Origin of the sequence: Catellatospora methionotrophica, from assembly GCF_011297335.1 — a bacterium.
GTDB lineage: Bacteria > Actinomycetota > Actinomycetes > Mycobacteriales > Micromonosporaceae > Catellatospora > Catellatospora methionotrophica.
In genome coordinates, this window is record NZ_JAAOTJ010000042.1 from 1 (window position 1) to 26,285 (window position 26,285).

Annotated in this window: 26 protein-coding genes; 13 read left to right on the forward strand and 13 right to left on the reverse strand. The window is 72.8% G+C overall.

Annotation, left to right across the window (positions count from 1 at the left end):
- Window positions 1-78: 78 nt before the first annotated feature.
- Window positions 79-801, reverse strand: coding sequence for a DUF2238 domain-containing protein (locus HAV40_RS37380; protein ID WP_239085794.1), 723 nt, complete (start codon window positions 799-801; stop codon window positions 79-81).
- A 65-nt stretch (window positions 802-866) separates the two neighbouring features.
- Between HAV40_RS37380 and HAV40_RS37385 the strand changes: the two genes are divergently transcribed.
- Complete coding sequence (locus HAV40_RS37385; RefSeq protein ID WP_166389049.1) at window positions 867-1,727, forward strand: GNAT family N-acetyltransferase; 861 nt, start codon at window positions 867-869, stop codon at window positions 1,725-1,727.
- Between the two features lie 258 nt (window positions 1,728-1,985).
- Entirely contained in the window at window positions 1,986-2,192 is a 207-nt protein-coding gene (locus HAV40_RS37390; protein ID WP_166389050.1) for a hypothetical protein, read from the forward strand.
- A gap of 89 nt (window positions 2,193-2,281) precedes the next feature.
- Here the strand turns inward: HAV40_RS37390 and HAV40_RS37395 are convergent, their stop codons facing one another.
- The 3 genes from HAV40_RS37395 to HAV40_RS37405 are packed head-to-tail and all read right to left on the reverse strand — an operon-like array spanning window position 2,282 to window position 4,027.
- A complete protein-coding gene (locus HAV40_RS37395) occupies window positions 2,282-2,923 on the reverse strand; it encodes a tetratricopeptide repeat protein (RefSeq protein ID WP_166389051.1) in 642 nt (213 codons plus the stop codon).
- 10 nt (window positions 2,924-2,933) lie between these two features.
- On the reverse strand, window positions 2,934-3,695 hold the full coding sequence (locus HAV40_RS37400; RefSeq protein ID WP_166389052.1) for an alpha/beta hydrolase: 762 nt from the start codon (window positions 3,693-3,695) through the stop codon (window positions 2,934-2,936).
- 32 nt (window positions 3,696-3,727) lie between these two features.
- Window positions 3,728-4,027 (reverse strand): antibiotic biosynthesis monooxygenase family protein, encoded by a 300-nt coding sequence (locus HAV40_RS37405; protein ID WP_166389053.1) that lies wholly within the window; start codon window positions 4,025-4,027, stop codon window positions 3,728-3,730.
- Window positions 4,028-4,084: 57 nt separating this feature from the next.
- Here HAV40_RS37405 and pnuC point away from each other — a divergent pair, with 57 nt between their 5' ends.
- The 3 genes from pnuC to HAV40_RS37420 all read left to right on the forward strand — a co-directional run bounded on the left by pnuC (window position 4,085) and on the right by HAV40_RS37420 (window position 7,048).
- A complete protein-coding gene (gene pnuC / locus HAV40_RS37410) occupies window positions 4,085-4,714 on the forward strand; it encodes a nicotinamide riboside transporter PnuC (RefSeq protein ID WP_166389054.1) in 630 nt (209 codons plus the stop codon).
- On the forward strand, window positions 4,711-5,790 hold the full coding sequence (locus HAV40_RS37415) for an AAA family ATPase (protein WP_239085793.1): 1,080 nt from the start codon (window positions 4,711-4,713) through the stop codon (window positions 5,788-5,790). Before pnuC ends, HAV40_RS37415 begins: the two co-directional genes overlap by 4 nt.
- A gap of 247 nt (window positions 5,791-6,037) precedes the next feature.
- Window positions 6,038-7,048: a TerC family protein gene (locus HAV40_RS37420; RefSeq protein ID WP_166389055.1), complete on the forward strand. Its 1,011-nt coding sequence runs from the start codon at window positions 6,038-6,040 to the stop codon at window positions 7,046-7,048.
- Between the two features lie 54 nt (window positions 7,049-7,102).
- On the opposite strand, the gene HAV40_RS37425 is transcribed toward HAV40_RS37420, so the two are convergent.
- From HAV40_RS37425 to HAV40_RS37435, 3 genes are all read right to left on the reverse strand, one after another.
- Window positions 7,103-7,819, reverse strand: coding sequence for a C40 family peptidase (locus HAV40_RS37425; protein ID WP_166389056.1), 717 nt, complete (start codon window positions 7,817-7,819; stop codon window positions 7,103-7,105).
- Window positions 7,820-7,832: 13 nt separating this feature from the next.
- Window positions 7,833-8,915, reverse strand: a complete 1,083-nt coding sequence (locus tag HAV40_RS37430; RefSeq protein ID WP_166389057.1) for a mandelate racemase/muconate lactonizing enzyme family protein — start codon at window positions 8,913-8,915, stop codon at window positions 7,833-7,835.
- Window positions 8,916-8,984: 69 nt separating this feature from the next.
- Complete coding sequence (locus tag HAV40_RS37435) at window positions 8,985-9,818, reverse strand: serine hydrolase (protein WP_166389074.1); 834 nt, start codon at window positions 9,816-9,818, stop codon at window positions 8,985-8,987.
- Window positions 9,819-9,886: 68 nt separating this feature from the next.
- Between HAV40_RS37435 and HAV40_RS37440 the strand changes: the two genes are divergently transcribed.
- Complete coding sequence (locus HAV40_RS37440) at window positions 9,887-10,552, forward strand: hypothetical protein (RefSeq protein ID WP_166389058.1); 666 nt, start codon at window positions 9,887-9,889, stop codon at window positions 10,550-10,552.
- Between the two features lie 120 nt (window positions 10,553-10,672).
- Here HAV40_RS37440 and HAV40_RS37445 read toward each other — a convergent pair whose 3' ends face one another.
- Both HAV40_RS37445 and typA read right to left on the reverse strand, forming a co-directional pair.
- The gene (locus HAV40_RS37445) at window positions 10,673-11,329 is read right to left on the reverse strand and encodes a lysoplasmalogenase (protein WP_166389059.1); all 657 of its coding nucleotides are present in this window, start codon (window positions 11,327-11,329) and stop codon (window positions 10,673-10,675) included.
- A gap of 111 nt (window positions 11,330-11,440) precedes the next feature.
- Window positions 11,441-13,303 (reverse strand): translational GTPase TypA, encoded by a 1,863-nt coding sequence (typA, locus tag HAV40_RS37450; RefSeq protein WP_166389060.1) that lies wholly within the window; start codon window positions 13,301-13,303, stop codon window positions 11,441-11,443.
- A gap of 111 nt (window positions 13,304-13,414) precedes the next feature.
- Here typA and HAV40_RS37455 point away from each other — a divergent pair, with 111 nt between their 5' ends.
- The 5 genes from HAV40_RS37455 to HAV40_RS37475 all read left to right on the forward strand — a co-directional run bounded on the left by HAV40_RS37455 (window position 13,415) and on the right by HAV40_RS37475 (window position 21,962).
- A complete protein-coding gene (locus HAV40_RS37455) occupies window positions 13,415-14,674 on the forward strand; it encodes a glucosaminidase domain-containing protein (RefSeq protein ID WP_166389061.1) in 1,260 nt (419 codons plus the stop codon).
- Between the two features lie 127 nt (window positions 14,675-14,801).
- Window positions 14,802-17,774, forward strand: a complete 2,973-nt coding sequence (locus tag HAV40_RS37460) for a hypothetical protein (protein ID WP_166389062.1) — start codon at window positions 14,802-14,804, stop codon at window positions 17,772-17,774.
- A complete protein-coding gene (locus tag HAV40_RS37465; protein WP_166389063.1) occupies window positions 17,771-20,698 on the forward strand; it encodes an ABC transporter permease family protein in 2,928 nt (975 codons plus the stop codon). The genes HAV40_RS37460 and HAV40_RS37465 overlap by 4 nt, the downstream gene beginning before the upstream one ends.
- Window positions 20,695-21,519, forward strand: coding sequence for an ABC transporter ATP-binding protein (locus HAV40_RS37470; RefSeq protein ID WP_166389064.1), 825 nt, complete (start codon window positions 20,695-20,697; stop codon window positions 21,517-21,519). The genes HAV40_RS37465 and HAV40_RS37470 overlap by 4 nt, the downstream gene beginning before the upstream one ends.
- 65 nt (window positions 21,520-21,584) lie before the next feature.
- Window positions 21,585-21,962, forward strand: coding sequence for a VOC family protein (locus HAV40_RS37475; RefSeq protein ID WP_239085790.1), 378 nt, complete (start codon window positions 21,585-21,587; stop codon window positions 21,960-21,962).
- A 7-nt stretch (window positions 21,963-21,969) separates the two neighbouring features.
- Here the strand turns inward: HAV40_RS37475 and HAV40_RS37480 are convergent, their stop codons facing one another.
- From HAV40_RS37480 to HAV40_RS37490, 3 genes are all read right to left on the reverse strand, one after another.
- Entirely contained in the window at window positions 21,970-22,638 is a 669-nt protein-coding gene (locus HAV40_RS37480) for a DUF6082 family protein (protein WP_166389066.1), read from the reverse strand.
- A 73-nt stretch (window positions 22,639-22,711) separates the two neighbouring features.
- Complete coding sequence (locus HAV40_RS37485) at window positions 22,712-22,918, reverse strand: DUF397 domain-containing protein (protein WP_166389067.1); 207 nt, start codon at window positions 22,916-22,918, stop codon at window positions 22,712-22,714.
- An 11-nt stretch (window positions 22,919-22,929) separates the two neighbouring features.
- Window positions 22,930-23,793: a helix-turn-helix domain-containing protein gene (locus HAV40_RS37490; RefSeq protein ID WP_166389068.1), complete on the reverse strand. Its 864-nt coding sequence runs from the start codon at window positions 23,791-23,793 to the stop codon at window positions 22,930-22,932.
- A 184-nt stretch (window positions 23,794-23,977) separates the two neighbouring features.
- Here HAV40_RS37490 and HAV40_RS37495 point away from each other — a divergent pair, with 184 nt between their 5' ends.
- Window positions 23,978-24,175, forward strand: coding sequence for a DUF2083 domain-containing protein (locus HAV40_RS37495; protein WP_166389069.1), 198 nt, complete (start codon window positions 23,978-23,980; stop codon window positions 24,173-24,175).
- Between the two features lie 193 nt (window positions 24,176-24,368).
- Entirely contained in the window at window positions 24,369-25,427 is a 1,059-nt protein-coding gene (gene rsgA / locus HAV40_RS37500; protein WP_166389070.1) for a ribosome small subunit-dependent GTPase A, read from the forward strand.
- A gap of 88 nt (window positions 25,428-25,515) precedes the next feature.
- Here the strand turns inward: rsgA and HAV40_RS37505 are convergent, their stop codons facing one another.
- Entirely contained in the window at window positions 25,516-26,187 is a 672-nt protein-coding gene (locus HAV40_RS37505; protein ID WP_166389071.1) for a hypothetical protein, read from the reverse strand.
- Between the last annotated feature and the right edge of the window lie 98 nt (window positions 26,188-26,285).

The following is a 26,285-nucleotide window of genomic DNA, read 5'->3' on the forward strand; positions in this document are numbered from 1 at the left end:
CCCGCGCCCGCCACCCCGGCGGGCGCGGCCCGGCCCGGCCCCACCCCTCGCGCAACTCTTAAAGAGTCGCGGCCTCGGTCACCTTCTGAGGCCGCGACTCTTTAAGAGTTGCGGCAGGTTGGCGGCGGTCGCGCCCAGCGCAGCGCCGAGTAGGGCCAGGGCCATGTCCTTCTGGGCGTCCCATGGGTCGCCCTGTTGGCCGTTGTAGGCCTCGGCCGCGTCGGGGGCCAGGGACAGGGCGATGGCCCACTCGAACAGCTCGTACAGGGCGCCGGTGGACACGATCACCTGGACCGCCTGCAGCCAGGCCCGGCCGCGTCCACTGCCGCGCCCGCGCCAGACCTGGACCAGCACCGGGGCCAGCAGCAGCCCGTATCCGAAGTGGACCAGCCGGTCGAAGTGGTTGCGCCCGCCGGACGGGACGGTGCCGGTCAGCGCCTGCCACCACTGCTCGTAGGGGACGTACGAGTAGATCCAGCGGGCCGCCACGGTGTGCAGCGTCAGGAACAGCAGTACCAGCACGAACGAGCTCAGCGACAGCCGCAGCCGCCACCGCGCCCACAGCAGCCCGGCCAGTGCCAGCACGGTCAGGCTGTGGTGCAGCGCCTGCTCGGCGGGCCAGCGGGGATGCCACCACGACACGGCGACGATCGCGGCGAAGACCGCCAGCGCGATCAGGTGACCACGGGGCAGGCGGCCGGCCGGTGTGCGGCCGGGGCGGGGTCGGTCGGCGAGGGCCTGGACCTGCTCGGTCAGGGCGGTGCCGGTGACCCGATCGGGTGCTGGCGAGGGGGAGTCCACAGCCGCACATGGTGGCAGTGCAAATCCAGTGCCGTACGCCCCGAACTCGTCTAGGCTCGCGTCCCGTGACCCACGCTGACGCCCTCTTCGCCCCGCTGGCCGCCGACGCCGTGCCGGCCGTGTCCCGCCTCGCGGCCCGGTGTCTCGCCGTCGACGGCGGCCTGCCGCTGGCCGCGGGCGAGGGCTTCACCGCGCGGCGTTACGCCGCCGAGGGCGGGCTCGCCATCGGCGCGTACGACCCTGACGGCACGCTCGTGGCCGCCGCCGCGATCCGGCCCACCGGCAGCACGGTCACCGGCACCGCGCTGGTCGACCCGGCTGCCCGCGGCCGTGGTCTGGGTGCGGCCGCGCTGGACTGGCTGCTGGCCGGGGCGGAGGTCGTGGAGACCGAGTCGCTGACCGACGCCGCCGCGGCCCTGTTCGCCAGCCGTGGGCTGACGCGGTCGTTCGCCGAGGACGTGATGCGCCACGACCTCAAGGAGATCCCCGACGTCGCGCTGCCCGACGGGGTCAGCCTGGTCGGCTGGGCCCCGGACACGGTGGCCCGCTTCCACGCGGCGTACCGGGCGGCGTTCGCCGAGCGTCCGGGGTTCCCGGACTGGGACGAGCAGCAGTGGACCGGCTGGCTGGTCGACGACGACTTCCGCCCGCCGTGGTCGCTGCTCGCGGTCGGCCCGGACGGCACCGACCTCGGCTTCGTGGTCTGCGGCGACGGCTGGCTGGTGCAGGTCGGCACCCTGCCCGCGGCGCGCGGGCAGGGCGTCGGTGCGGCGCTGACGGTCGCCTCGCTGCGTGCGGCCGCCGCCGACGGCGCGGGCGAGATGCTGCTCGACGTCAACGTCAACAACCCGGGTGCGGCCGCGCTGTACCGCCGGCTCGGCTTCACCACGCTGGGCCGCCGCGCTCGGTTCACCCGCGCGGCCTGACCCGGCCGTAGCGGACCGACCCGCGTGGCCGGACCGCTGGGCGCGATGTCGAGATGCCCTATTCGCACATCTTCGGCGAATCGGGTGGGCGAGATAGGTTTCGGCACCGGCGGTGCGGTCATAGGACACGTAAGGGCGGGCCCGTTCCGTGACCGGCGTTCGATGTGGAGCGCCGATCTTCCCGACGGAACAGGCACGACGTCCCCATGCAGTGGGGCGGTTCGTGAACCGCGTACTCCGGGCTGCTTTGCTGCCGGTGTGTCGAACGCCCTCGGCGACACCGAGGAGGTCTCGATGGTCGAAGACAGGCACAGGCGCACACAGTCGCCGGAAGAGGCGGCTGCCGCGTTATCGCTGACGGCCGCGCAGCGGCGCAGTAACGCCGACCCGGCGTGGGACCCGTCCCAGCCGGCTCTGCGGGCCGTCCGCAACCATCTGCTCGCCGTCATGGCGGCGACCAGATGACCGGTTCGCGGCGGGCTGATCGGCCCGCACGCAGCCACACTCGGCGCAGGAGCTGATCCGTCGGCTCCTGCGCCGACGTTGCGGAGAGGTCAGATGCGAACGCGGGCCGCGTCGATCCAGGCGAGCACGCCGTGCGCGCGGCTGCGGGCGGCCGACGCGCGGGCCTGCTCCAGCAGCGCGGCCGCCTCCTCGTCGCGGTCCTCCTCGTAGGCGAGCTGTGCCAGGGCCAGCTGCGCCGCCGCCAGGCCGGGCAGGAAGCCCAGCTCGCGGCGGATCCGGGCGGACTCCTCCAGCTTCTCGCGGCCTCCGGCCCGGTCGCCCGCCTCCAGGTCGGCGAAGCCGAGGTGCCGGATCGCGTACGACATCGTCAGCTGGTCGCCGTCGTGCGAGGCCAGGTCGAAGGAGCGCTGCAGCAGCGGCCGGGCGGTGGCGGCGTCGTCGCGTACGACCTGGTGGAAGCAGCCGAGCCAGAACAGCGTCTCGCCCTGCCCCCGCGTGTCGCCGAGCCTGGTGTAGAGGTCGAGGGCGCGCTCGAAGGCGGGCAGCTCGCCCGGGTCCTCCTCGCGGCGGTGCAGGAAGTCGGCGTGCAGCAGCCGCCCGCGGGCCAGCGCCAGGTCGGCTTCGAGGCTGTCCAGGCCGTGGTGGCCGGTCTCGGTCGCGGTGGTGTCCCCACCGAAGACGGCAGCCTCGTACAGCTCGTACGCCCGTGTCAGTCGTTCGTCCCCGTTCATGCCCACCAACCTAGTTGGACGGACGCTCGCGGCGCACCCCCGACTGGCCCGCGGCCGCCCAGGCGCCGATGCGCTCCAGCAGCTCGTCGGGCGCGGCGTTCTCGGCGTGGCCGAAGCCCGGCTCCAGCCACAGCTCCTTGGGCTCGGCGGCGTTGGCGAACAGCTGCTCGGCGTGCTCGACGGGGAAGTACGCGTCGGCGTCGCCGTGCACCACCAGCAGCGGGATCGGGGCGATGAGCCCGGCCACGGCGTACGGCGGATCGGGCACCGGGTCCCAGCCGCCCGCCGCGATCCGGGTGCGCAGCGCGACCCGGCCGACGAACCGGCCCAGCCGCCGCTCCAGCACCCAGTGCACGCGGCGCATCGGCGGGGTGCCCCGGTAGTACCAGCGCGCGGGGCCGCTGACGGCCACCACGGCGTCGATGCCGCGGACCAGCGCGGCGTGGCGCACCATCACGGACGCGCCCATCGAGAAGCCGACCGTCACGATGCGGCGGTAGCCCAGCTCGCGGGCCCAGGAGACGGCCGCCTCGACGTCGTGGATCTCCAGGTCGCCGACCGTGGACCGGCCGCCGGAGCGGCCGTGGCCGCGGAAGTCGAAGCTGATCACGCCACCGGAGCGGCCGAAGATCCCGGCGGCCCGGCGTACGGCGTCGCGCCGCCAGGAGCCGGTGAAGCCGTGGCCGACGACGAACGCCAGCCCGGGGTCGCCCGGATCGTGGTGCGCGTCGACGGGCACGCCGTCGGATGTGGTGAGGGTGCGGTCGGTCATGGCAGGTCGCAGGCGCCGTGCGGCAGGCGGGCTCAGCCCTGGCCGGGCAGGTCGGTGTAGTGCTCGACGAACGGCGGCTTGGCGAAGAACGGGCTCAGGATCGTGCGCCACTGCGTGAAACGGTCGGTGGCCCGGAAGTTCTCCTCGTGGGCCTGCACCGACTCCCACTCGACCAGCAGGACGAACCGCGACGGCGATTCGACACCGCGGGTCATCCGGGTGGTGAGGCAGCCGTCCGTGTTCGCCAGCCAGGGCCGGGCCTGCGCGTACGCGGCCGCGAAGGCGTCCTCCTGGCCGGGCTGGACGTCGATCTGAGCGATCTCGAGCACCATGACGGTGATCCTTGCACGGCTGTCGGGCTCTGGTGCGCGTGCCCTAGGGTGTCGCCCATGCTCGACTGGCTGCTCAGCACCGCGTTCACCGTCAACGGCACCCCGATGACCTGGGCCGAGGTGCTCGGCTTCGGCACCGGCGTGCTCAACGTGTGGCTGCTGGTGCGCCAGAACGTCGCCAACTGGGCGGTCGGCATCCTCAACGTGCTCCTGCTGCTGGTGGTGTTCGTCACGTACGGCCTGTACGCCGACGCCGGCCTGCAGGTGGTCTACGTGGTGCTGGGCCTGCTCGGCTGGTGGCAGTGGCTGCGCGGCGGCGAGCGGGGCGGGCGCCTGGAGGTGTCCCGGACGACGGGTGCCGAGTGGGCGGTGCTGGCCGGGGTCGGCCTGGTGGCGACCGCGGGGCTGTGGCTGCTGCTGGCCCGGGTGACCGACTCGACGGTGCCGCTGCCCGACGCGCTGACCACGGTGCTGTCGCTGGTCGCGACCTACCTGCAGACCCGCAAGAAGCTGGAGAGCTGGTGGATCTGGATCGTCGCCGACCTGATCTACATCCCGCTCTACCTGTACAAGGGTCTGTGGCTCACCGGCGCGCTCTACGTCGTGTTCCTGGGCCTGTGCGTGGCGGGCCTGCTTGCCTGGCAGAACGCGCTGCGGGCACGGGTCGCCGAGCCGGTGACGGTGTGAGCCGCGCGTACGCCCACGGCATGGTGGTGGGCAAGTTCTATCCGCCGCACGCCGGGCACCATCACCTGATCCGGGCGGCGGCCGCGGCCTGCGCCGAGGTCACCGTGGTGGTCGCGCCGTCGCGGCAGGAGTCGATCCCGTTGGAGACGCGGCTGGACTGGCTGCGCGCCGAGCACGCCGACACCCCGTGGGTGCGGTTCGCGGGCCGCTACGACGACCTGCGGGTCGACTACGACGATCCGGCGGTATGGGACGCGCACTGCGCCGTGTTCGCCGAGGCGGTCGGCAGCCGGGCCGTGGACGCCGTGTTCAGTTCGGAGAAGTACGGCGACGAGCTGGCTCGGCGGTTCGGGGCGGTGCACGTGGAGGTCGACACGCCGCGCCTGGCGTTCCCGGTGTCGGGCACGGCGGTGCGCGCCGATCCGGTGGCGCACTGGGCCATGCTGTCCGCGCCGGTGCGGGCCTGGTTCACCCGCCGGGTGGTGGTGCTGGGGGCGGAGTCGACCGGCACGACCACGATGGCCGCGGCGCTGTCGGCGCACTTCGCGGCGCGGGGCGGGGTGTGGGCGGCGACGCGCTGGGTGCCCGAGTACGGCCGGGAGCTGACCGCGCGCAAGCTCGCCGCGCTCCGGCAGGCCGACCCGGCGGCGACGGTCTTCGACGTGACCTGGGACCGGGCCGACTTCGTCGCGGTGGCGCGGGCCCAGTCCGCGGCCGAGGACTCCGCCGCCGGGCAGGGCTCGCCGCTGCTGGTCTGCGACACCGACGCGCTCGCCACCCAGGTTTGGGAGGAACGGTACCTGGGCAGTTCGTCACCGGAGGTGCGCGCACTGGCCCGGCGTCCCGATCTGTACCTGTTGACCTCGCATGTCGGGGTCGGCTTCGACGACGACGGGCTGCGGGACGGGGAGCATCTGCGCGGCTGGATGACCGGAAGGTTCCGCGAGGTCCTGGCGGGGTCGGCGGCCCCGGTCGTGGAGTTGTCCGGATCACACGAGGTGCGGCTGAAGGCGGCGGTGACAGCGTGCGAGCAGGTGCTGAGCGCGGGCTGGGGGCTGGCGCCACCACTCGGCTGATCCGACCGGACGTCCCGGATGACCTAAACGTCCGTCCGTGCGGGCGACCCCGTCTGGGTGCAGGGGTTCCCGTGGTAAACAATAGAGAGACGCGGGAGGGGAGTATCCCTCGCGACGGTGTCGTCAGCACGGCTCCCCCCGGCCCCTATAGGCCTGGTGAGATCCCGGCATCGTCGGTCATCGGCAGTGCGCCGGTGACAGGAGAGACCTCCGGGGCAAAAAGTATGCCGACCGGAGGTCTGTTCACGTGAACGTGTCCACTTGGGAATGGGCCGCCACCCTCATCGGGTTGCTGGCACTGCTGTCGCTGGACTTGATGATCATCGGCAGGCGGCCGCATGAGCCTTCGATGAAGGAGGCGACCGGCTGGGTCGTCTTCTATGTAGCACTGGCCTGCGCGTTCGGCGCATGGATCTTCTACAACCACGGGTCGCAGTACGGCCAGGAGTTCTTCGCCGGCTGGGTGACCGAGTACAGCCTCTCCGTTGACAACCTGTTCGTCTTCGTGATCATCATGAGCCGGTTCGCGGTGCCGCGGATCTACCAGCAGAAGGTGCTGCTCATCGGCATCGTGCTGGCGCTGATCATGCGCGGCGCGTTCATCGCGGCGGGTGCCGCGCTGGTGTCGCGGTTCGTCTGGGTGTTCTACATCTTCGGCGTCTTCCTGATCTACACGGCCTACACGCTCACCAAGCACGGGGAGAGCGACGAGTCGGACTTCAAGGAGAACGCGCTGATCCGGTGGAGCCGCCGGGTGCTGCCGATCAGCAAGGAGTACGACGAGGCGAAGATGACCGTGGTGCAGAACGGCAAGCGGCTGTTCACCCCGATGCTCATCGTCATGATCGCGATCGGCACCACCGATCTGATCTTCGCGCTCGACTCCATCCCGGCGATCTTCGGCCTGACCAAGGAGCCCTTCCTGGTCTTCACCGCCAACGTGTTCGCCCTGATGGGCCTGCGCCAGCTGTACTTCCTGCTCGGCGGCCTGCTGAACCGGCTGGTCTACCTCTCGCTGGGCCTAGCCGCGGTGCTCGGCTTCATCGGCGTGAAGCTCATCATGGAGGCCCTGGCGGGCAACAACGTCCCGTTCATCAACGGCGGCCAGCCCCTCAGCGCGGTCCCGCACATCAGCATCGGCGTCTCGCTCGGCGTGATCATCGGCATCCTGGCCATCGCCACGGTCGCCAGCCTCGTCAAGTCCTCCCGCGAGGCCAAGAACAACCACGAGGAGAAGTCCCCCACTCCGGTGGGCTGACCCTGGCATGACAGAAGCCCCGGCCGGCCGGCCGGGGCTTCTTCGTGTTCGGGCCTAGCGGGTGACGCGCCCCGCGCCGATGAGGGTGGCCACGCGGTGGGGGCGCAGCGGCTCCTCGATCACCAGGTGGGCGTCGCCGCAGGCGTGGAGCATGTGGCGGGTGCCGTCGGGGTGGGGCGGCGCGGTGACGAAGCCGACGTGCGCGACGGTCCCGTCGCCGGGGCCGAAGAAGTAGAGGTCGCCGGGGCGTTCGCCGCCCAGGGGCACGTCCGCGGTGGCGGCGCGCTGGTCGTCGGCGTCGCGCGGCATCGTGACGCCGAGCTGGCGGTAGGCCAGGTGGACCAGGCCGGAGCAGTCGATGCCGTACGGGGTGAGGCCGCCCCAGACGTAAGGGGTGCCGCGCCAGGCGCGGGCGGCGGCCAGAGCGGCCACCGGGTCGATCACGGGCGGGCCGCCGTCGGCGGTCTCGCGGACGCTGAGCTGGTCCAGGGGGAGCCAGCCGGGGTAGCCGCGCGGGTCGAGCTTGGCGGCGGGCTGCTCGGTGGCGACCACGCGGGCCCAGCCGTCGCGGACCTCCTCGATCAGGACCTGCTCACCGTGCAGGAGCTGGGTGAGCACCCCGGTGTACATGCGGCCGGTGTCGTCCAGGCCGGCCACCCAGGAGCGGGCGTCGCTGCACGGACCCAGGGCCGCGGCGTCCACGCCGGGGCGGGGCGCGTCGGGGCGGGACCAGAGGGTGGCGACCGGGGCGGTCACCGTGGCGATCTTCATGTCGCGCCTCGATTCAGTCGGCTGTGCCAGGAAGCGACACACCCAGTCCGGGGGCGTCGGGCAGGACCACCGTGGCGCCCTCGTAGCGGATGCCGCCGGTGACCGGGGACTCCGCCAGCCACCAGGCCGCGTCGAGGTCGCTGACGACCGTGGTCGGGTGGGCGGCGACCAGGCTCGCGGCGGCGCCGATGCCGACCGGGCCCTCCATCATGGAGCCGACGCAGGTGCCCAGGCCGTGCGCGGTGGCCAGTTCCAGCAGCGTACGGGCGGTGGTGAGCCCGCCGCTCTTGGCCAGTTTCACGTTGACCAGGTCGGCGGCGCGACGGCGGATGACCTCGACCAGGTCGCGTACGCCGAAGACGGACTCGTCGGCCATGATCGGCAGGTCGGCGCGGGCGGTGACCCAGGCCAGGCCGTCCAGGTCGTGCCGGGCCACGGGCTGCTCGACCAGCTCGACGGGCAGTTCCAGGGCGGCGATGCGGTTGACGATGGTGAGCGCGTCCCGGGGGGTCCACCCCTGGTTGGCGTCCAGGCGCAGCTTGAGGCCGGGTTCGAGGGCGTCGCAGACGGCGCGGACGCGGGCCAGGTCACCCGCGGCGTCGGTGCCGACCTTCAGCTTCAGCACGGTGAAGCCCTCGGCCAGCCGCTGCTTGGCGGTGACGGCCAGTGCGCCCGCCTCGCCCGCGGACAGGGTCACGTCGGTGGGCACCGTCAGGTTCGTGCCGCCGAGCAAGCGTACCAGCGGAATGTCCAGACGGCGCGCGGCCAGGTCGTGCAGTGCGATCTCGACGGCCATCTTGGCGGCCTCGTTGCCGACCACGGCGCGTGCGACGTCGCGGCAGCGGGCGGCCAGATCGTCGGGATCGCGGCCCAGCAGCAGCGGCGTCATCATCTCCTCGACGCACGCCTGCGAACCCGCCAGGCTCGCGCCGGTCACCGCCCAGACCTGCGGCGCCTCGCCGAAGCCGGACCGCCCGTCGGCGTCGACCACCTCCACCAGCAGCGTCTCCACGGCGGTGGCCCGGCGCAGGGCGGTCACGAACGGGGTGTGCAGCGGCGCGGAGATGCGGCGCGTACGAACTGCGGTGATCGACACGCTTTCGACCCTACGTCTGAAACAGATGCTGCAGAAGCACCGATCGGTAACGACTGACCAGCGTGACGGTCAGTTCACGCCGAGCTGCGCCCAGCTCGCCGCCGCGACCCGGCCCAGCAGCGCGCAGGCGTCCGCGTCGGACACCTCACCCGTGGTGCAGGCCGCCAGCAGGTACGGCGGGGCGTCCGGCGGGAAGATCAGCGCGCTGCTGTGCCGCTCGCCGGTGACCCAGCCGTTCTTCAGCGCCACCCGGGTCCCGGCGGGCAAGCCCAGGTGCAGGTCGTCGCGGCACTCCTGCGCGGTCAGCACGTCGATCATCGCGGCCGACCCGGCGGGGGAGGCGAGCCGGTGCGCGGCCAGCGCGCCGAACAGCGCGGCCAGGTCGGCGGCGGTGACCTCGTTGCTGATGCCGCCGTCGCGCGCCGGATAGTCCTCGATGCCGCGGTCGGTGTGCGCCCGGGTCGCTCCGGACAGCTTCCACACCTCGTTGACCTGCTCGAACGCCTGCTCGCGCGGGCCGAGCGCGCCCAGCACCAGGTTCGTGGCGAGGTTCGACGAGCGCACGATCATCCGGTGGATCAGCCAGCGCAGCGGCGCGGTGCCGCCCAGCCGGTCCCAGACCTGCGGATCGCTGTCGTACGCCGGGTCGTTGGCGTAGGCCGGGCCGCCGGGGGCCGACGAGACGTGCTCGTTGTGCACGGCGATCTCGGCGTCCAGGTCGAGCCGACCCGCCTCGGCGGCGCGCCAGGCGGCGGCCATCACGCCGACCTTCATGGTGCTGGCCGCGTAGTGCAGCTCGTTCTCGGCGCGGGTGAACACCGCGCTCCCGCCGAGCGGGCCGCACCACACGGAGGCGGTGCCGGGGAACGCGTCGAGTTCGGGCGCGAGGCTCTGCAGCGTGATCACGGTTTGGCAGCGTAACCGACGCGCGGGGCGGCGGCATGCTCCGGGCTGCACTAGAGTCCCGCGCCGTGACAGATCTGTTCCCCTCGAATCTCTCCACGCCGTTGCCGCCGCCGGACCGCACCTTCCGCTGCCAGAACTGCGGCTGCAGCCCGGCCGCGGAGATGACCTTCCGCGGCCACCGCGGCATGATCGTCGTGATGCAGTTCCTCAAGGAGCGCGGCACCTACTGCCGCAGCTGCGGGCTGGCGATCTTCCGCACCATGACCAGCCGGACCCTGGTGCAGGGCTGGTGGGGCTGGGCGTCGTTCCTCATCACGCCGTTCATCCTGCTGATGAACCTGTTCGGCCGCCGCAAGCTGAACAGGCTCACCGACCCGGTCCCGGCCCCCGACGGCTCGTCGGGCATGCCGTGGAATCCGGGCAAGCCGATCTACCAGCGGGCCACCATCGTCGGCTTGCTTATCCCGCTGGCCCTGGTGGGCGCGATCGTGTTCGCCGTCGTCGCGAGCGACCCGGAGAACCAGATCGGGCGGTGCGTCGTCGCGTCGGCCGGCGGGTCCGAGGTCGAGTTCGTCGACTGCAGCCAGCCGAACGAGGGCATGGTGACGAAGGTCGTCGACGACGAGGACCTGTGCCCGTCGGACACGATCGGCGTCGTGGAGGAGACCCACACCCGGCGCGGCCGCACCACCAGCGTCGACATCTACTGCCTGGCTCCCGGTCCGGCCTGACGGATACGGCTTCTGATAGACGCTGGCCTATGACGTCGACTCCGGATGACGGATAGTCGATGTCATAGGCCAGCGTCTATGAGAGGGGGTGCCGTGTGGCGCGGTGGTGTCGCCGGGGGGTCAGGGTTCGCGGCGCTCGGCCCAGCCGGTGGCCAGCAGGAACTGGGCCGCGATGTAGGTGACCATCACCCAGACCGGCGGGCCGGGGATGGTGAACGCGTCGGCGACGCGTACCGCGATCAGCAGGTCGGAGATCAGGAACAGGCCGCCGCCGAGCGCGGTGCGCCAGCCGAACGCCGCCGCCAGCGCCGCCGTCGACGACAGCAGCGTGCCGTAGACGGCCATCGGCACCGCCAGCCCCGCTTCGGTCAGCGCGGGCCACAGCCAGGTCAGCGCGGCGACCAGGAAGACCGCGTACCCGATCGGGACCAGCAGCATCGGCAGCCGCCGCATCCGCGCCAGCGCGCCGTTGCGCACGAACGTCGTCACGTAGCAGACGTGCGCGGTGCCGAACAGCGCCATGCCGATGATGAACGGGGTGCTGCCCTCGAACTGCAGCGCCACGTCACCGGCCCAGGAGAACAGCAGCGCGGCCAGGATGCCGGGGGTCGGCCGCACCCCCCTGGCGCGCTGGTTCAGGTAGAACCACAGCGCGAGCAGCGGCAGCAGCAGCGGCTTGGTCGCCCAGTCCAGCGGCCGGCTCTGGATGCCGGACGCGATGATGTTCAGCACCGAGGCGATGCCGAATAGTCCCAGCACAAGCCGGTCTGCGCGCATAGTTGATCTCCCAGGGGGTGACGGGTCCGCGCAGCATACCCACGAGTAGCCAGACGAGAAAAGGCCCCCGCCCGCAGGTGCGGACGGGGGCCTTTCGGCCGGTGTTACCGGTCAGGCGTGCTTGCGGCGGGCGGCGAGGCGGCCGCGCTGCGTCTGGTCGAGGATGACCTTGCGGATGCGTACGGCGGCCGGGGTGACCTCGACGCACTCGTCCTCGCGGCAGAATTCGAGGGCCTGCTCCAGCGACAGCTTGCGCGGCGGGATCAGCTTCTCGGTCTCGTCGGAGGTCGACGCCCGCATGTTGGTGAGCTTCTTCTCCTTGGTGATGTTGACGTCCATGTCGTCGGAGCGCGAGTTCTCGCCGACGATCATGCCCTCGTACACCTCGGTGGTCGGCTCGACGAACAGCGTGCCGCGCTCCTGCAGGTTCGTCATCGCGAACGCGGTCACCACGCCGGAGCGGTCGGCGACCAGCGAGCCGTTGTTGCGGGTGCGCAGCTCGCCGAACCACGGCTCGTACTTCTCGAAGACGTGGTGCAGGATGCCGGTGCCGCGGGTGTCGGTCAGGAACTCGGTCCGGAAGCCGATCAGGCCACGGGCCGGGACCAGCCACTCCATCCGGATCCAGCCGGTGCCGTGGTTGACCATCTGCTCCATGCGGCCCTTACGGGTGGCCAGCAGCTGGGTGATCACGCCGAGGTGCTCCTCGGGCGAGTCGATGGTCAGGCGCTCGACCGGCTCGTGCAGCTTGCCGTCGACGGTCTTGGTGACCACCTGCGGCTTGCCGACGGTCAGCTCGTAGGACTCGCGGCGCATCTGCTCGACGAGGATGGCCAGCGCCAGCTCACCACGGCCCTGCACCTCCCACGCGTCGGGGCGCTCGGTCGGCAGGATGCGCAGCGACACGTTGCCGATGAGCTCCTTGTCGAGCCGGTCCTTGACCATGCGCGCGGTGACCTTGGCGCCCTTGACCCGGCCGACCAGCGGCGAGGTGTTGGTGCCGATGGTCATCGAGATGGCGGGCTCGTCGACGGTGATCAGCGGCAGCGGGACCGGGTTCTCCGCGTCCGCGAGCGTCTCGCCGATCATGATGTCGGCGATGCCGGCGACGGCGATGATGTCGCCGGGGCCCGCCTCCTCGGCCGGCTTGCGCTCCAGCGCCTCGGTCATCAGCAGCTCGGAGATGCGTACGTTCTGCTGGGTGCCGTCGGTCTTGCACCACACGACGGTCTGGCCCTTGCGGATGCGGCCCTCGCGGACCCGGCACAGCGCGAGGCGGCCCAGGAACGGCGACGCGTCGAGGTTGGTGACGTGCGCCTGCAGCGGCGCGCCCTCGGTGTAGGTCGGCGCGGGGATGGTGTCGAGCAGGGTCTGGAACAGCGGCTGCAGCGAGTCGCTGTCGCTGGGGACCTTGCCGTCCTCCGGCTGGGTCAGCGAGGCGATGCCGTCACGGGCGCAGGCGTACACGATCGGGAAGTCGATCTGGGCCTCGTCGGCGTCGAGGTCGAGGAACAGCTCGTAGGTGTCGTCCACGACCTCCTTGATCCGCGCGTCGGGCCGGTCGACCTTGTTGATGACCAGGATGATCGGCATGCGGGCCTTGAGCGCCTTGCGCAGCACGAAGCGGGTCTGCGGCAGCGGGCCCTCGGAGGCGTCCACCAGCAGGATGACACCGTCGACCATGGTCAGGCCGCGCTCGACCTCACCACCGAAGTCGGCGTGGCCCGGGGTGTCGATGATGTTGATCGTCACCTGCTCGCCACTCTCGCCGACGTACTTGACGGCGGTGTTCTTGGCGAGGATCGTGATGCCCTTCTCCCGCTCCAGGTCGCCGGAGTCCATGACCCGATCGGCGGCCGCGGCGCGCGCGTGGAAGGCGCCGGCCTGCGTGAGCATGGCATCGACGAGCGTGGTCTTGCCGTGGTCGACGTGCGCGACGATAGCGACGTTACGGAGATCGGGGCGGGTAAGCATGGTTCCATTCTCCGGTAGCCGTGATCCAAAATAGCGGTCGGGGTCGTTCGCGTGGCGGGTATCACCCGGACGTATGGGTGTCTTTCGCGCGTAACTTCCGTTATTGGTGGTATGTCGGCCACGCCGCGTACCGTGCTGCGCACCGCTCTGCTAGCGCCATTCCTGCTGCTCACCGCGTTTCCAGCCGCGCTGGCCGCGGCCGCGCCGCCCTGGGCCGCGCCTGCCGCGACGGCATCCGGCGGGCTCCCGGCCGGGTTCGCCGGCCCGACGGCCCTGAGCGCCCGCGTCAACACCGACGGCGGCGTGGTCAGCGTGCGTTCCGGGCCCGCCACCGACAAGCGCGCGATGGCCTCGCTCGGCGACGACACCCGGGTCACCGTGCACTGCAAGGTATGGGGTGAGCAGGTCACGGGCACCGAGCGCCGCTCCGCGCACTGGGTCCGGATCGGCGCGGACCGCTACCTGCCCGACGCGTACCTGGCCTGGCCGCCGACCCACCCCGAGGTGCCGTGGTGCGGCACCGGCGGCACCGGTGCGGTGACCGCCCGGGTCGCCGCCGGAGGCTCGGTGCTCAACGTGCGCCGCGAGGCGGGCACCCGGGCCGCCCGGCTCGGCACCGTCGACGACGGGCAGGTGCTGGCCGTGCAGTGCCAGGCCACCGGGCAGCAGGCCGCCGGGTCGGCCGGCTGGCTGCGGCTGCCCGGCAACCGGTACGTCGCCGAGGCGTTCGTGCGCTGGTCCCCGCAGCGCCCCTGGCTGCCCTGGTGCGGGCAGGAACCGGTGCGGGTGCCGCCCGCGTCGTCGCACGACTTCGTGGAGCAGGCGACCGGCCCGGCACGGGACGCGGCGCGCGCCTCGGGCGTGCCCGCCTCGGTGCTGGTGGCCCAGGCCGTACACGCCTCGGACTGGGGCCGGGCGAGCGCCGCCCGCCGCGACCACAACTACTTCGACACCGTCTGCGCGCCGCCGGTCGCCCTTGCGGCGGTGACCCCGCAACCGCCGACTGCCGCTCCGCCGACCGCACCGGCTCCGACCGCGTCACCGGCCACCGCGATCTCACCGGCTCCCATGACCTCGCAGACGGCAAGCCCGCAGGTCCGACGGCAGGCGGCCGGGATCGCGCTGGGCTGCCGCGCCTATGGCGGAGCCTCGCTGCGGGCCTACCGGGATCAGGCCGACTCGTTCGCCGACCACGCGGCGCTGCTGGCCGGGGCGCCGCAGCACGCCAAGGCGCTGGCGCACGCGGGTGACCCGGAGCGCTTCCTGCGGGAACTGCAGGTCGCGAACTACGCGGGCGGCGCCCGCTACGCCGACCGGATCATCGAGCTGATGCGCCGCTACGACCTCTACCGGCTGGACGCCGCCCGCTGACCGGTCACCCTTCCGGGTGATCAGCCGCTGCCCGATCGGCCAGAAACGGCGGCCGGGGTCAACCGGCGGCCGGGCCTTGATCGCTTATGGCATGGCGGTCTCCACGGGTTCGGGCAAGAGGTTGGCAATGGTTCGGCTGGTATTGAGCGCGATCCGGGAACGGCTGGGCGAGACGGCGCTGTTGGGCCTGCTGGCCGCGCTCGTGGTGGCGGTGGGGGTGGCCGGTCCGCTGTACGCCGACGCCGCCGCCCGCAACGTCGTGGCCGCCACGGCCGACACCGCCACGCCGTCCGAGGTGAGCCTCACCGTCACCGTCGAGATGACCTCCCGCAACGGCTACGCCGCGGCCCTGGCCGAGCTGCGCGGCTCGATCGCCACGGTGCCCGCCGGGCCCGGGGTGCGCGAGATCCGGGGCGGCTACCGGCGCGGGGCGGTCACCCCCCGCGAGCCGGGCGCCCCGCTGGAACTGCTGCTCGCCGCCCGTGACGACGCCTGCGCGCACCTGGTGCTGACCGGCGCCTGCCCGGCCGGTCCGGGCGAGGCGGCGCTCGCCGCGACCACCGCGTCCCGGCTCGGGCTCGGTGTGGGCGACTCGTTCGGCTTCCAGGTCCAGCCCAGCACGCCCGCCACGCCGCTGCGCGTCACCGGGGTGTACGCCGTGGACGGTGAGTCGGCCGCGCTGACCGACCCGTACTGGGCGGGCCGTGCCGAGCTGACCCCGGTGCCGCTGCGTGCCGAGAATCCGATCTTCACGGTGCCGGAGAGCCTGCAGGCGCTCGGCGCGGACACCTTCCAGGCCACCCTCGACTACGTCGCCGACCTCACCGCGATGAGCCCCGCCGACGTCGACACCTTGGCCCGCACCCTGCGCGAGGGCGACGTGCCCGGTCGCGGCATCGCCGTCACCGGGGGCCTGTCCCGGCTGCTGCCACAGATCGTCGCGGACCGCGACACCGTGGCGGTGCCCGTGGTCATCGGGGCGGTGCTGCTGCTCGGCGTCGCGTGGTGGGTGCTGCTGCTGGGGGTCGGCCACGCCGCGGCGGCCCGGCGTACCCAGACGGTGCTCGGTGCGTTGCGCGGCGCGCCCGCCCGGCACCGGGCCGCGCTGACGGCCGGGCCGGGCGTGCTCACGGTGCTGGTAGCGCTGCCCGTCGGGCTCGTGCTGGGCCGCCTGCTCGCGCAGCTGCTGGCGTGGGCCGCGATGGACGCCGCCGGGCCGGTCGAGCTGTCCGTGACCGCGCTGGCGATCGGCGTCGGGCTGACCCTCGGGGTGCTGGCCAGCGTCGTGCTCGCCTACGTACGGGCGCAGCGCGGCGGTGTGCTGGACGCGCTGCGGCAGGTGCCCGCGCGCCGGGGCGCGGCCGGTGGCATCGCCGTGGTGGCCGTCGTGGTCGTCGCGGTCGCCGCAGCGGTGCAGCTGCGCAACGGCGACGAGGTGCTGGGCCTGGCCGGGTACGTGCTGCCCGCCGCCGCGCCGGTGCTGATGATGGTCGCGGCGGGACTGGTCGCCGCGCGGGCGGTGCGCCCGCTGGCGGGGCTGCTCGGGCGGGCCGGGCTGCGCGCGGGACGGGCGGGCACGACGCTGGCTGCCCTGTACGCCGCGCGCCGCCCCGGCATGGACCGGCTGGTCGCCCTCGTGGTCATCGTGATGGCGCTGCTCGGGCACGCCGCGTACGGCTGGCAGGGGCTGCAGGCCGACGAGGCGGAACGGGCCCGGCTGGGGCTGGGCGCGGCCGAGGTGGTCCGGGTCCGCGCACCGTCGCGGGCAGCGCTGATGCAGCTGGTGCGCCAGGCCGACCCCGCCGGTACCTGGGCGATGGCGGTGGCCCGCCAGGAGTCCTCGTCCGGCACCACCGTCGCCGTCGACACCTCGCGGCTGGCCCGCGTCGCTTACTGGCCCGCCACCGCCGAGGTCACCGCCGGCGAACTCGCGCGGGCCCTGCGCCCGCCCGCCAACCCCGCTGTCCGGGTCACCGGCACGACGCTGCTGCTCGACCTGACCGTGCCGGCGGCCCTGCAGATCGACCTGCCGCTGACCGCGGTGCTCGACGGGCCGCACGGCGAGCCGGTGACCGCGACCGGGGCCGTGGTCCCGGGCCGGGCCCGGCACACGCTGCGGCTGTCCGTGCCCGCCTGCGCGTCCGGCGACGGCTGCCGCCTGGCCTGGCTGAGCTTCCGGTTCGACCCCGGTGGCCTGGTGCTGCACGGCATCGCCCAGGACGGCCCGGCGGCGGTGATCGCCGACCAGCCCGCGATGACCGACCCGGCCCGCTGGCGGACCACGGTCGGCGCGGAGGGACGCGTCTCGCTGACGCCGGGGCCTGAAGGACTCGCCGTCGACTACGAACCGGCCGACCCGCGCTTCCCCGATCCGGAGGTGCGCGTGCAGGTCGCCGATGTGCCACTGCCGATGCCCGCCGTGCTGGCCGGGCAGGCCCGGCTGGCCCACGACCGCACCGTGCTCCGCGGCGAGCTGCTCACCCCGCTGCGCCGCCCGGTCGACGTGGTCGCCGCGGTGCCCGCGCTGCCAGGAGCCGGAACGCAGGGGCTGCTGGTCGATCTGGAGTATGCCGACCGGGTCGGCGACAGCACCGACAACATCGCCGACCTGCAGGTGTGGCTCTCGCCGGACGCGCCCGCCGACGCCGTGGACCGGTTGCGCGACACCGGTCTGGTGCCGGTGTCCACGCAGACCGCAGCGCAGCGTGCCGAGCACGGCCTCGCCGTCGGCCAGGGACCCGGTTCCCGGTTCCGGCTCGGGGCGGCGCTGCTCGCGGTGCTGCTGGTCATGGTCGCGGTCGCGCTGGTGGTGGCCGTGGACGCGCCCCGGCGCGGGGCGGAACTGGCCGCGCTGCGTACGCAGGGACTGCCGCAGCGAGCCGTGGGCCGGGCCACCCGCAGCGGCTACGTGCTGATCGTCGCGGCGGCCGCCGCCCTGGGCGGGCTGCTCGGGGCGTACGCGGCGGAGGAGTCGGCCGCCTCGCCGGGCCTGCCGGTGACGGTGCTGGCCGTGGCCGCGCTGCTGCTGTCGGCGGCCGCCTTCGTGGTGGGCACGCGGCTGTCGAAGGTCACCGGGCTGGATCTGGAGGAGGGCCGATGACCCCGCTGCTGTGGGAGATGATCCGCGAGCGGCGGGCCGCCGCCCTGATCACGTTCCTGCTCACCCTCGCCTGCGCCGCCGCCGCCGCGGGCGGCCCGATCTACCACGTGGCGGCCGCGCAGTCGCTGCGGCTCGACCAGATCGCGCAGGCCCCGGTGACCGAGCGCGTGCTCACCGCCTCGCAGCTGACCAGCTCCGACGAGACCGCCGAGACCCGCCCCGCCTCGCTGCCCTACATCGAGCACATGAGCACCGTGTACGGCCTGCAGGCGCAGGGCGTCGCGGGCAAGGGCGCCGACGCGGTGCTGGCCTCACGGACCGGGGTGTGCCGGGTGCTGGTCGTCACCGCCGGGCGGTGCGCGGTCGCCGACCGGGAGGCCGTGCTGCCCGACGACACCCTCGAACTGCTCGGCGTGCGGCTCGGCGGGGTGCTCACGTTCAGCACGATCGCCTCGCCCGACCCGGTGCGGTTCACCGTCGTCGGGACCTACCGGCGGCCGGACGCCGGTGACGCGTACTGGGCCGACCGGGTGACGCTGCTGGGCGTCGAGCAGCCCGTGCTGTTCGCCACGGACCGCTCGCTGGAGGCGTTCGGGGGGCAGGCGACCAGGACCGTCGACCTGGTGGCCGAGCCCGCGGCGTTCGCGGACACGGCCGCGCTGGCCGGGAAGATCCAGCAGGCGCAGCAGCAGCTCACGGCGGGCGGATACGTCGGCAGCACGATGATGACCGACCTCAGCGCGCGTATCGACCAGGGCGACCGGATGCTCGCCGACACCGTCACCGTGGCCGCCGTGCCGCTGATCCTGATCTGCTGGTTCGTGCTGTTCCTGGCCGTCGCCGCCGGGGTCGACCAGCGGCGCGAGGAGCTGGGCCTGGCCGCGCTGCGCGGCACGCCCGGCCGGCTGCGCTGGGCGCTGCCGTTCGCCGAGGTCGCCGTGCCGGTGCTGGCCGCGGCGGTGCCGGGCCTGCTCGCCGGGTACGCGATGACGGCGGGCCTGATCAAACTGGCGCTGCCGGGCAGCACCGTGCAGTGGGACGGGGCAGCGCTGCGCTACGCCGCGTTCGCCGTGCTCGGCGCCCTGCTCGCGGGCGTGTTCGCCCAGGTCGGCGCGCTGCGTACGCCGGTGCTCGGGTTGTTGCGGCGCAGCGGCGCGCCCCGCCGGGGCCGGTTCGCGACGGCACTGGAGGTCGCGGCGGCCAGCCTCGCCGCCGTCGCCGGTTACCAGGCCGCCGCCGCTGGCGACGCGGGCGGCATCGGCCTGCTCGCACCGGCCTGCCTCGGGCTGGCCTGCGGGCTGCTCGCGGCCCGGCTGCTGCCCCTGGCGGCGGCCCGGATCGCGCGGTCCGCGCTGCGGCGGGGCCGCTGGCGCACCGGGCTGGCCGGGTTCGCGCTGGCCCGCGTGCCGGGCACCGGGCGGCTGGTGGTGCTCGTGACGATCGTGTTCGGGCTGCTCGGCTTCGCCGTCACCGCGTACGACACGGCCGGGCGGGCCTGGGACGAACGGGCCCGGGTGCAGACCGGCGCGGCCCGGGTGGCCGTGGTGGAGAGCGCGTCGGCCGTGCAGCTGCGCTCCGCCGTCGCGGCCGTCGACCCCGACGGGCAGTTCGCGATGGCGGTGTCCCGCTACAAGGGCAACCAGCAGCAGAACATCGTGGCCGCCGACACCTCCCGGCTGGCGCGGGTGGCGAACTGGCCCGACACCGCCGGGCAGGACCCCGCCGCGGTGGCCCGCCTGCTGCGGCCCGCCGGACCGACGGCGATCGTCGTGAAGGCGAAGAAGCTGGTCGTCGACGTGACCGTGGACAGCCCCGACCCCCAGCTCTCGCTGCAACTGCGGCTGCTGGTGATCTCCGACCGGGGGCTGCGCCACGACCTGCGCATGACCGGCGTACGCCCCGGCTTCCAGCAGGTCGAGCTGGACGCGTCGCTCTGCGATCCCGAGCCGTGCCGGCTCGACGAGATCCAGCTCCAGAACATGCGACCCGACCAGCGCCGCTACGACGTCACCATCCACGCGATCCGCGACGGCGCGGGCGCGACGGTGCTCGACGCCGCCGCCCTGGGCGACGTGAGCCGCTGGGCGCAGCCGCCCGCGAGCGCCGCGCGACCGGTCCCCACGCTGACCAGTACGGCCAGGGGCCTGCAGATCTCGGTCGACTCCGCGGTAGTGGCCGACATGCGGCTGTCCGCGGCCGCGCTGCCCGGCCCGCTGCCGATCGCGGTCACCGGCCCGCTGCGCTCGCCGCTGCTCACCGCCACCGGGGGCATGGAACTGCCCGTGCGGGCGGTCGCCACGCTCGGCGCGGTGCCCCGCTTCGGCCCCCAGGGCGCCCTGGTCGACTTCGACGTCGCCGAGTACGTGCTCGGCCGCGGGACGATGCTGTCGCAGCCCGAGGTGTGGCTGTCGGCCGGTGCGCCCGCCGACGCCGTCGACCGGCTGCGCCGGGCCGGGCTGACCGTGTCCGGCGAGTACACCGTGGCGCAGCGGCGGGCCCAGGTCAGCGCCGCGCCCCGGCTCGGGCTGTGGTTCGCGCTCGCGGTCGCCGCGCTGACCGTGCTGCTGGCCGCGGTCGCGCTGCCCGCCCTGGCGATGTTCGAGCGGCCCGGCGGTGACAGCGGGCTGTCGGTGCTCGGCGAGCAGGGCGTGCGCACCCGTACGCTGCTGCTGGTCTCGGCCGGCAGCCGGTGCGCGCTGGCGCTGGCCGCGGTCGCCGCCGGACTCGGCTCGGCGGCGCTGGCCTGGGCACTGGCCCGGACCGTGCTGCCGGTCTTCTCCGACGGCGACACCACGTTCACCCCGCCCGTGCTCCCGGAGCCCGGCGCGGTCGCGGGACCGGTGGCCGCCGCCGTGGCGGTGCTGCTGGCCGGCTGCTGGACGGCGGCGCACGTGGTGCGCCGCCGCAGGGAGGAGGAGCGATGACGGGACTGGCCGTACGGTGCCGCCGGGTGCTGCACATCTACCGGGCCGACGGCGGTGACGTGGTCGCGCTGTCCGGCGTGGACCTCGACATCGCGGCGGGGGAGAAGCTGGCCCTGGTCGGCCCGTCGGGCTCGGGCAAGTCGACGCTGATCGCGCTGCTGTCGGGCCTGATGCGCCCCAGCGCGGGGCAGGTGCGGATCGGGCCGGTCGACATCGGCCGGGTCAGCGACGCCGAACTGGCCCGCATGCGGGGCACCGACCTCGGCGTGGTGCTGCAGGGCGCCCGGCGCAACCTGCTGCCGTACGCCTCCGTGCTGTCCAACATCTGGCTGGCCCAGCGCCGCGCCGCGCAGGTGCGCCCCGCCGACGTGGAGCGCCCCGAGCGCATCCTGTCCCTGCTCGGGCTCGTCGGCATGGGCCACCGCCGGGTACGCGACCTGCCGCCCGGAGCCGCCCAGCGGGTCGCCATCGCGGTCGGCGTCGCCGCCTCGCCGGGCCTGCTGCTCATCGACGAGCCGACCAGCCGCCTGGACCGCGAGGCCCGCGACGAGGTCCTCGACGCCCTCGACACCATCAACCGCGAACGCGGCACCACCATCGTGGCCGTCACCCACGACCCGGACGTCGGCGCGCGCCTAGGCCGGGCGGTGACCATCCGCGACGGCCGCGTCGGCGCGGAGGGCCGCGAGGGCCGCGAGTTCGCCGTCGTCGCCTCCGACGGCACCGTCCAGCTGCCCCCCGAGGTCCTGGAGAACGTGCCCCCGGGCACCCTGCTGGTCGTCGAGCAGACCGACGGCCGCCTGAGCCTGCTCATCGAATGACCGCCCGCCGACCGCTCGCCGGGCGGTAGCGTCGCTGGTGGGAGGTCATGATGTCGGGTGCATCGGTGATTGCCACACTGCGCTACCGCGACGCGGTGGCCGCGATCCGCTTCCTGCGGGACGCGTTCGGGTTCCGGGAGCTGCTGGTCGTGCCGGGCGCGGACGAGACGGTCGCGCACGCCGAGCTGACCCACGGCAGCGGCATGGTCATGGTCAGCTCGATCACCGACGGCGGCGACGGCCGTACGCCGTTCGAGGCCGGTCCGGCCTGGCTGTACGTGATCGTCGACGACGTCCAGGCACACTACGACAGGGCCGTCGCCGGGGGCGCGGAGATCGTCTCCGAGCCGAAGAAGGAGGAGTACGGCGGCAGCAGCTACACCGCCGCCGACCCCGAGGGCAACCAGTGGACGTTCGGCTCCTACCGGCCCGAGGGCTGGTGAATCCGGGTCAGTTCTCGATGCCTTCGGCCGCTTGCAGTTGTCGACCCTGGTGCGGTGTGTCGTGCCGGCTCGCAGTCGCCTTCTGGTACTCGTCGTCGACGATCCTCACGAACTCACGGGTTCGTCTCGTGCCTCGAAGCGCCCTGCGATAGGGGCTGGCGACGTGCCAATAGCGCAGACCAGGTGCGCGCTTGAACAAGGCCGTGGCCAGTTGCCTCAACTCGTCCTCGGGCAGCTCATCCACCTTGTGCAGCATCGACCAATACGACACGATCTGATTCACATAGGCATGCTGGCGGTGCTCCTCTTCGCTGTAGTTCGGCGGCACGACCTCGCCCCAGCATTCCAGCAGGGCAGGGTCGTCGAAGGCCATGGCGTACAGGTTGAGGTGGAAACTACGGCGGGCCTGCTCGCGATTGAGTTTGTTGTCGCGAGCCTGCATGAGCAACGAGACCGCGACACCTCCCAGCGTGAGGGTGCCGATGAGGGTTGCGACGGCTCCGAAGGTCTCGGCGACGTCGCTCAGCCTGGCCCAGTCGGCACCTTGCAGGTCACCGATGTAGCCGAGGGCGAACGGCGTCGCGAATAGTACGGCCGTGGTTGCCATCGACAGGAGAACGGCGACGGCAACCCGGCCATAGGTTGAACCGACCATGCCACGTAGGCCCAGACGCACATCGACTCCTCCGGCTCACAGGAACGCTTGCCCGTGAGCGTATCGACAGACGTCTAGTGGTTTGTGGAATCGGTCAGCGGTCGAACTCGCCAGCCTTCGTGCCCGCCAGGAATGATCGCCAGTCGCTCACGGAGAAGAGCAGGACGGGTCCGACCGGGTGTTTCGAGTCGCGGACCGCGACTGACGTCCGAACGTGGGCGACTTCAACACAGTCACCCTGGGCGGCTCCACTACGGGTGCTCTTACGCCACCCAGCGCCTGACAGGTCGACATCGCGCATAGATCGTCTCCTCAAACATGCTCAGAGAAGCTCTGCGCAACGGCGAGGATCCGTTGACGTGACAGTTGTGGACTTAGCGCCGCCGCACAGAGATGGTCGAAAACCAGGCTATATCGTGCGATATCGCGCGCGTCGTCGAGGTAGATGGTTCCACCGAAGCCTTCGAGATAGACGGTGTCGGGGTCTCTGTGATCAGGAAAGCGCATCACCCGGAAGGTTCCGGTCATGGCTTCGTACACGCCGTGTTCGAACGGAATCACCTGCACGGTGATGTGCGGGCGCTCGCAGGCCGCGGCAAGAACGCCCAGCTGGTCCTTCATGATCGCCGCGCCGCCGACGTGGCGGTGTAACGCCGCTTCGTCGATCACCACCCAGAACTCTGGCGGATTCGGTCGACGCAGAATTTCCTGCCTTGTCAGCCGGATGCCGACCCGTCGCTCCACCTCCTCTTCGTCATCCGGGCTGGCGGTGCGGATCAGCGCCCGCGCGTACTCCTCCGTCTGCAGCAGGCCGGGGATAAGCGTGAGTTCGTTGCCTCGGATCGAGGCTGCTTCGGCTTCAAGCTGGATCAGCTTCAGATACGGATGGGACAGCTCGCCATACTGCAGCCACCAGCCGCCGCGGCGCTTGGACTCGCGGGCGAGTTCGATCAGTTCGTCGCGCTGGGCGGCGTCGTCGAGGCCGTACAGCTCCAGCAGCACCAGCAGGTCGCTGCGGCGTACGCCGACCTCGCCGTTCTCGATCCGGCTCAGCTTCGACGGCGAGCAGTCCAGCGCGGGGCCGACCTGCTGGTGCGTCATGCCAGCGCGTTCCCGCAGCTCGCGCAGCGCCACGCCGAGGCGGCGGCGGCGCAGTGAGGTGCCCGAGGTGGCCATCGCCCTCCTTCGCCCGACCCTCCTTTGCCGACAGTGCGATCACAGTCTGCTGCGGCTCCACCGGCTCGGCAAGGGGACCCCGGCGCGTCGGGAACTTTGCTCGCGTGCCGAGTTGCAAGTTGCATCTCGCGCGTGCACTGTAGAGAGGCGGGGAGCCCTGGTGACGGTTGTGCCGGGAGGCGACATGCACACTGGACGCATCACGGACGCGCAGGCCGCGGGATACCGGCGGATGCTGCGCGACCACCTGCCCGACCCGTCGGCGCCCGGCGCCGCCTGTCGGCTGTGTCACCGGCCCGGCTGCCCCGACTACCACTATGCCTACCGGTCGCTGCTGGTGGCGGGCCGGTCGACGGCGGTGGACGCCCCTGCGGGTGAATGACCCCCGGCCGGGTGACGGCCGAAATCACGTGGCCCGCCCCCGGGCGGCCCGCGTACCGTGGTGGCGAAGGCGAGGACTGCTCGCCACGATGACTTCGAGGGAGGTGGCGCCATGTCTGTCGAGGTATCCAGCACGCCATCCTCCCGGGTGGCGTGACCCCCGTTTCACTCGCGCATCCATGACAAGGAATCCGATGACAGTCTCCCTGTCGTCCCTCGGCTGGGACGACCACTTCGCTTCCGCGTACCCGCTGTTCGACCGGCCGGACCACGTGCCGGGCCGGGTGGTGCGCGCCGACAAGGGCATCTGCACGGTGCTGACCGGCACCGGCACGGCACGGGCGAGTCTCGGCGGGCCCGCCATGATCGCGGCCGCCGCCGACCCGGTCGCGCTGCCGTGCGCCGGTGACTGGGTGGCGCTGCGGCACTGGCCGGACAACCGCGCCACCATCGAGGCCGTGCTGCCCAGGCGCAGCGCGATCGTGCGCCGTACCGCCGACAAGGACGCCACCGGCCAGGTGCTGGCCGCCAACATCGACACCGCGGCGGTGATCGCCTCACCGGACCCGCTGCCCGAACCCTCCACCATCGAGCGCCTGCTCGCCCTCGTCTGGGACTCGGGCGCCCGGCCGCTGCTCATCATCACGAAAGCCGACCTGGTCGCCGACCCGCAGGCGCTGGCCGACCAGCTCGCCGAGCTGGCCCCCGGCGTCGAGGCCGTCGCGGTCAGCGCCGAGACCGGCGCGGGCATGGACGCGCTGCGGCCGCTGGTCGCCCACGGCCGCACCCTGGGCCTGGTCGGCGCTTCCGGTGCGGGCAAGTCGACGCTGGTCAACGCCCTGATCGGGGCGACCGTGATGCAGACCCAGACCATCCGCCGGGTCGACGGCAAGGGCCGCCACACCACGACGTACCGGGCGCTGGTGCCGGTGCCCGGCGGCGGGGCGGTGCTGGACACCCCGGGCATCCGCGCGGTCGGCCTGCTCGACGGCGAACAGGGCCTCGACCGGACCTTCGCCGACATCGTCGCGCTGATCGAGCGGTGCCGCTTCCAGGACTGCGCGCATGACAGCGAGCCCGGCTGCGCCGTGCGCGCCGAACTGGCCGACGGCGGCCTCACCGCGCGGCGCTGGGAGAGCTGGTGCAAGCTCCAGCGGGAGCTCGCCTTCGAGTCCCGCCGCGCCCGCGCCCGCCGCACCGGCCGGGGCGGCCCCGCCACCCGGCCCGCCCACTGGAACTACCGCTCCCGCTGAGATCGACCCGCCACGAACGCACGCTCCAGCGCGTGCGTTCGTGCGCCTTGCCCCAGCCGCCGCGCCACAGCGGGTGGGTACGGGCAGGTCAGGGAACGTTGACGAGTGCCGGTGCGCCCGGGGCGGGGGCGAGGCAGTAGTAGCGGTAGAGCTTTTCGAGGTAGGGGCCGTCGCAGTCCTGCCAGCTCGCCTCGATGCTGGTGATCACGGCGTCGTGCTTCTCGTCGCAGCGGACGAAGTCGGCGGTGTCGGCGTACAGGATGTTGTCGAACGTGACGCAGCCGTTCACCACGTCCAGTTTCTCCGCCGACGGCAGGTCCGCGAACGTCAGGACCGCGATCACGGTGGCCAGGACGGCGGGCGCGAACCAGGCCTTGAACCGGCGGAGCACCGGCCGGGCCGGTGGCAGCGGCGCGAGGTTGGACTCGGGCTGCCCGGGGCGGGGGACCGGCTTGTCCAGGGCGAGCACGGTGCGGCGGCCCAGCACGTTGCGGACGATCGCCAGCGGCGCGAGCACGACCGAGACCGGGCTCCACAATCCGCTGATCATGGTTTCGGCGGTGGCGTCGCGCATTCTCGCCAGCCCGCAGTCGCGGCAGAACGGACCCTGGATCCGGTTGAAGCGGACGTACAGCACCAGGCCGACGTGGCGGTAGAAGCTCACCTCGGCGGCCGGCACGTGGCCGCAGATTACGCAGTCGAGCGCCGTCGGTCCCTTCTCGGGGCGGCCGGTGAGCTGCGAGTCGATCAGATCCGTCACGATCGCGAATGGTATGCGCTGCCAGCACCCCCCCGCACACCCAATTCGCCCCGACCCAGCACCGCGACGGCGGCGAGGATCTTCTGGCCCCGGGTCAG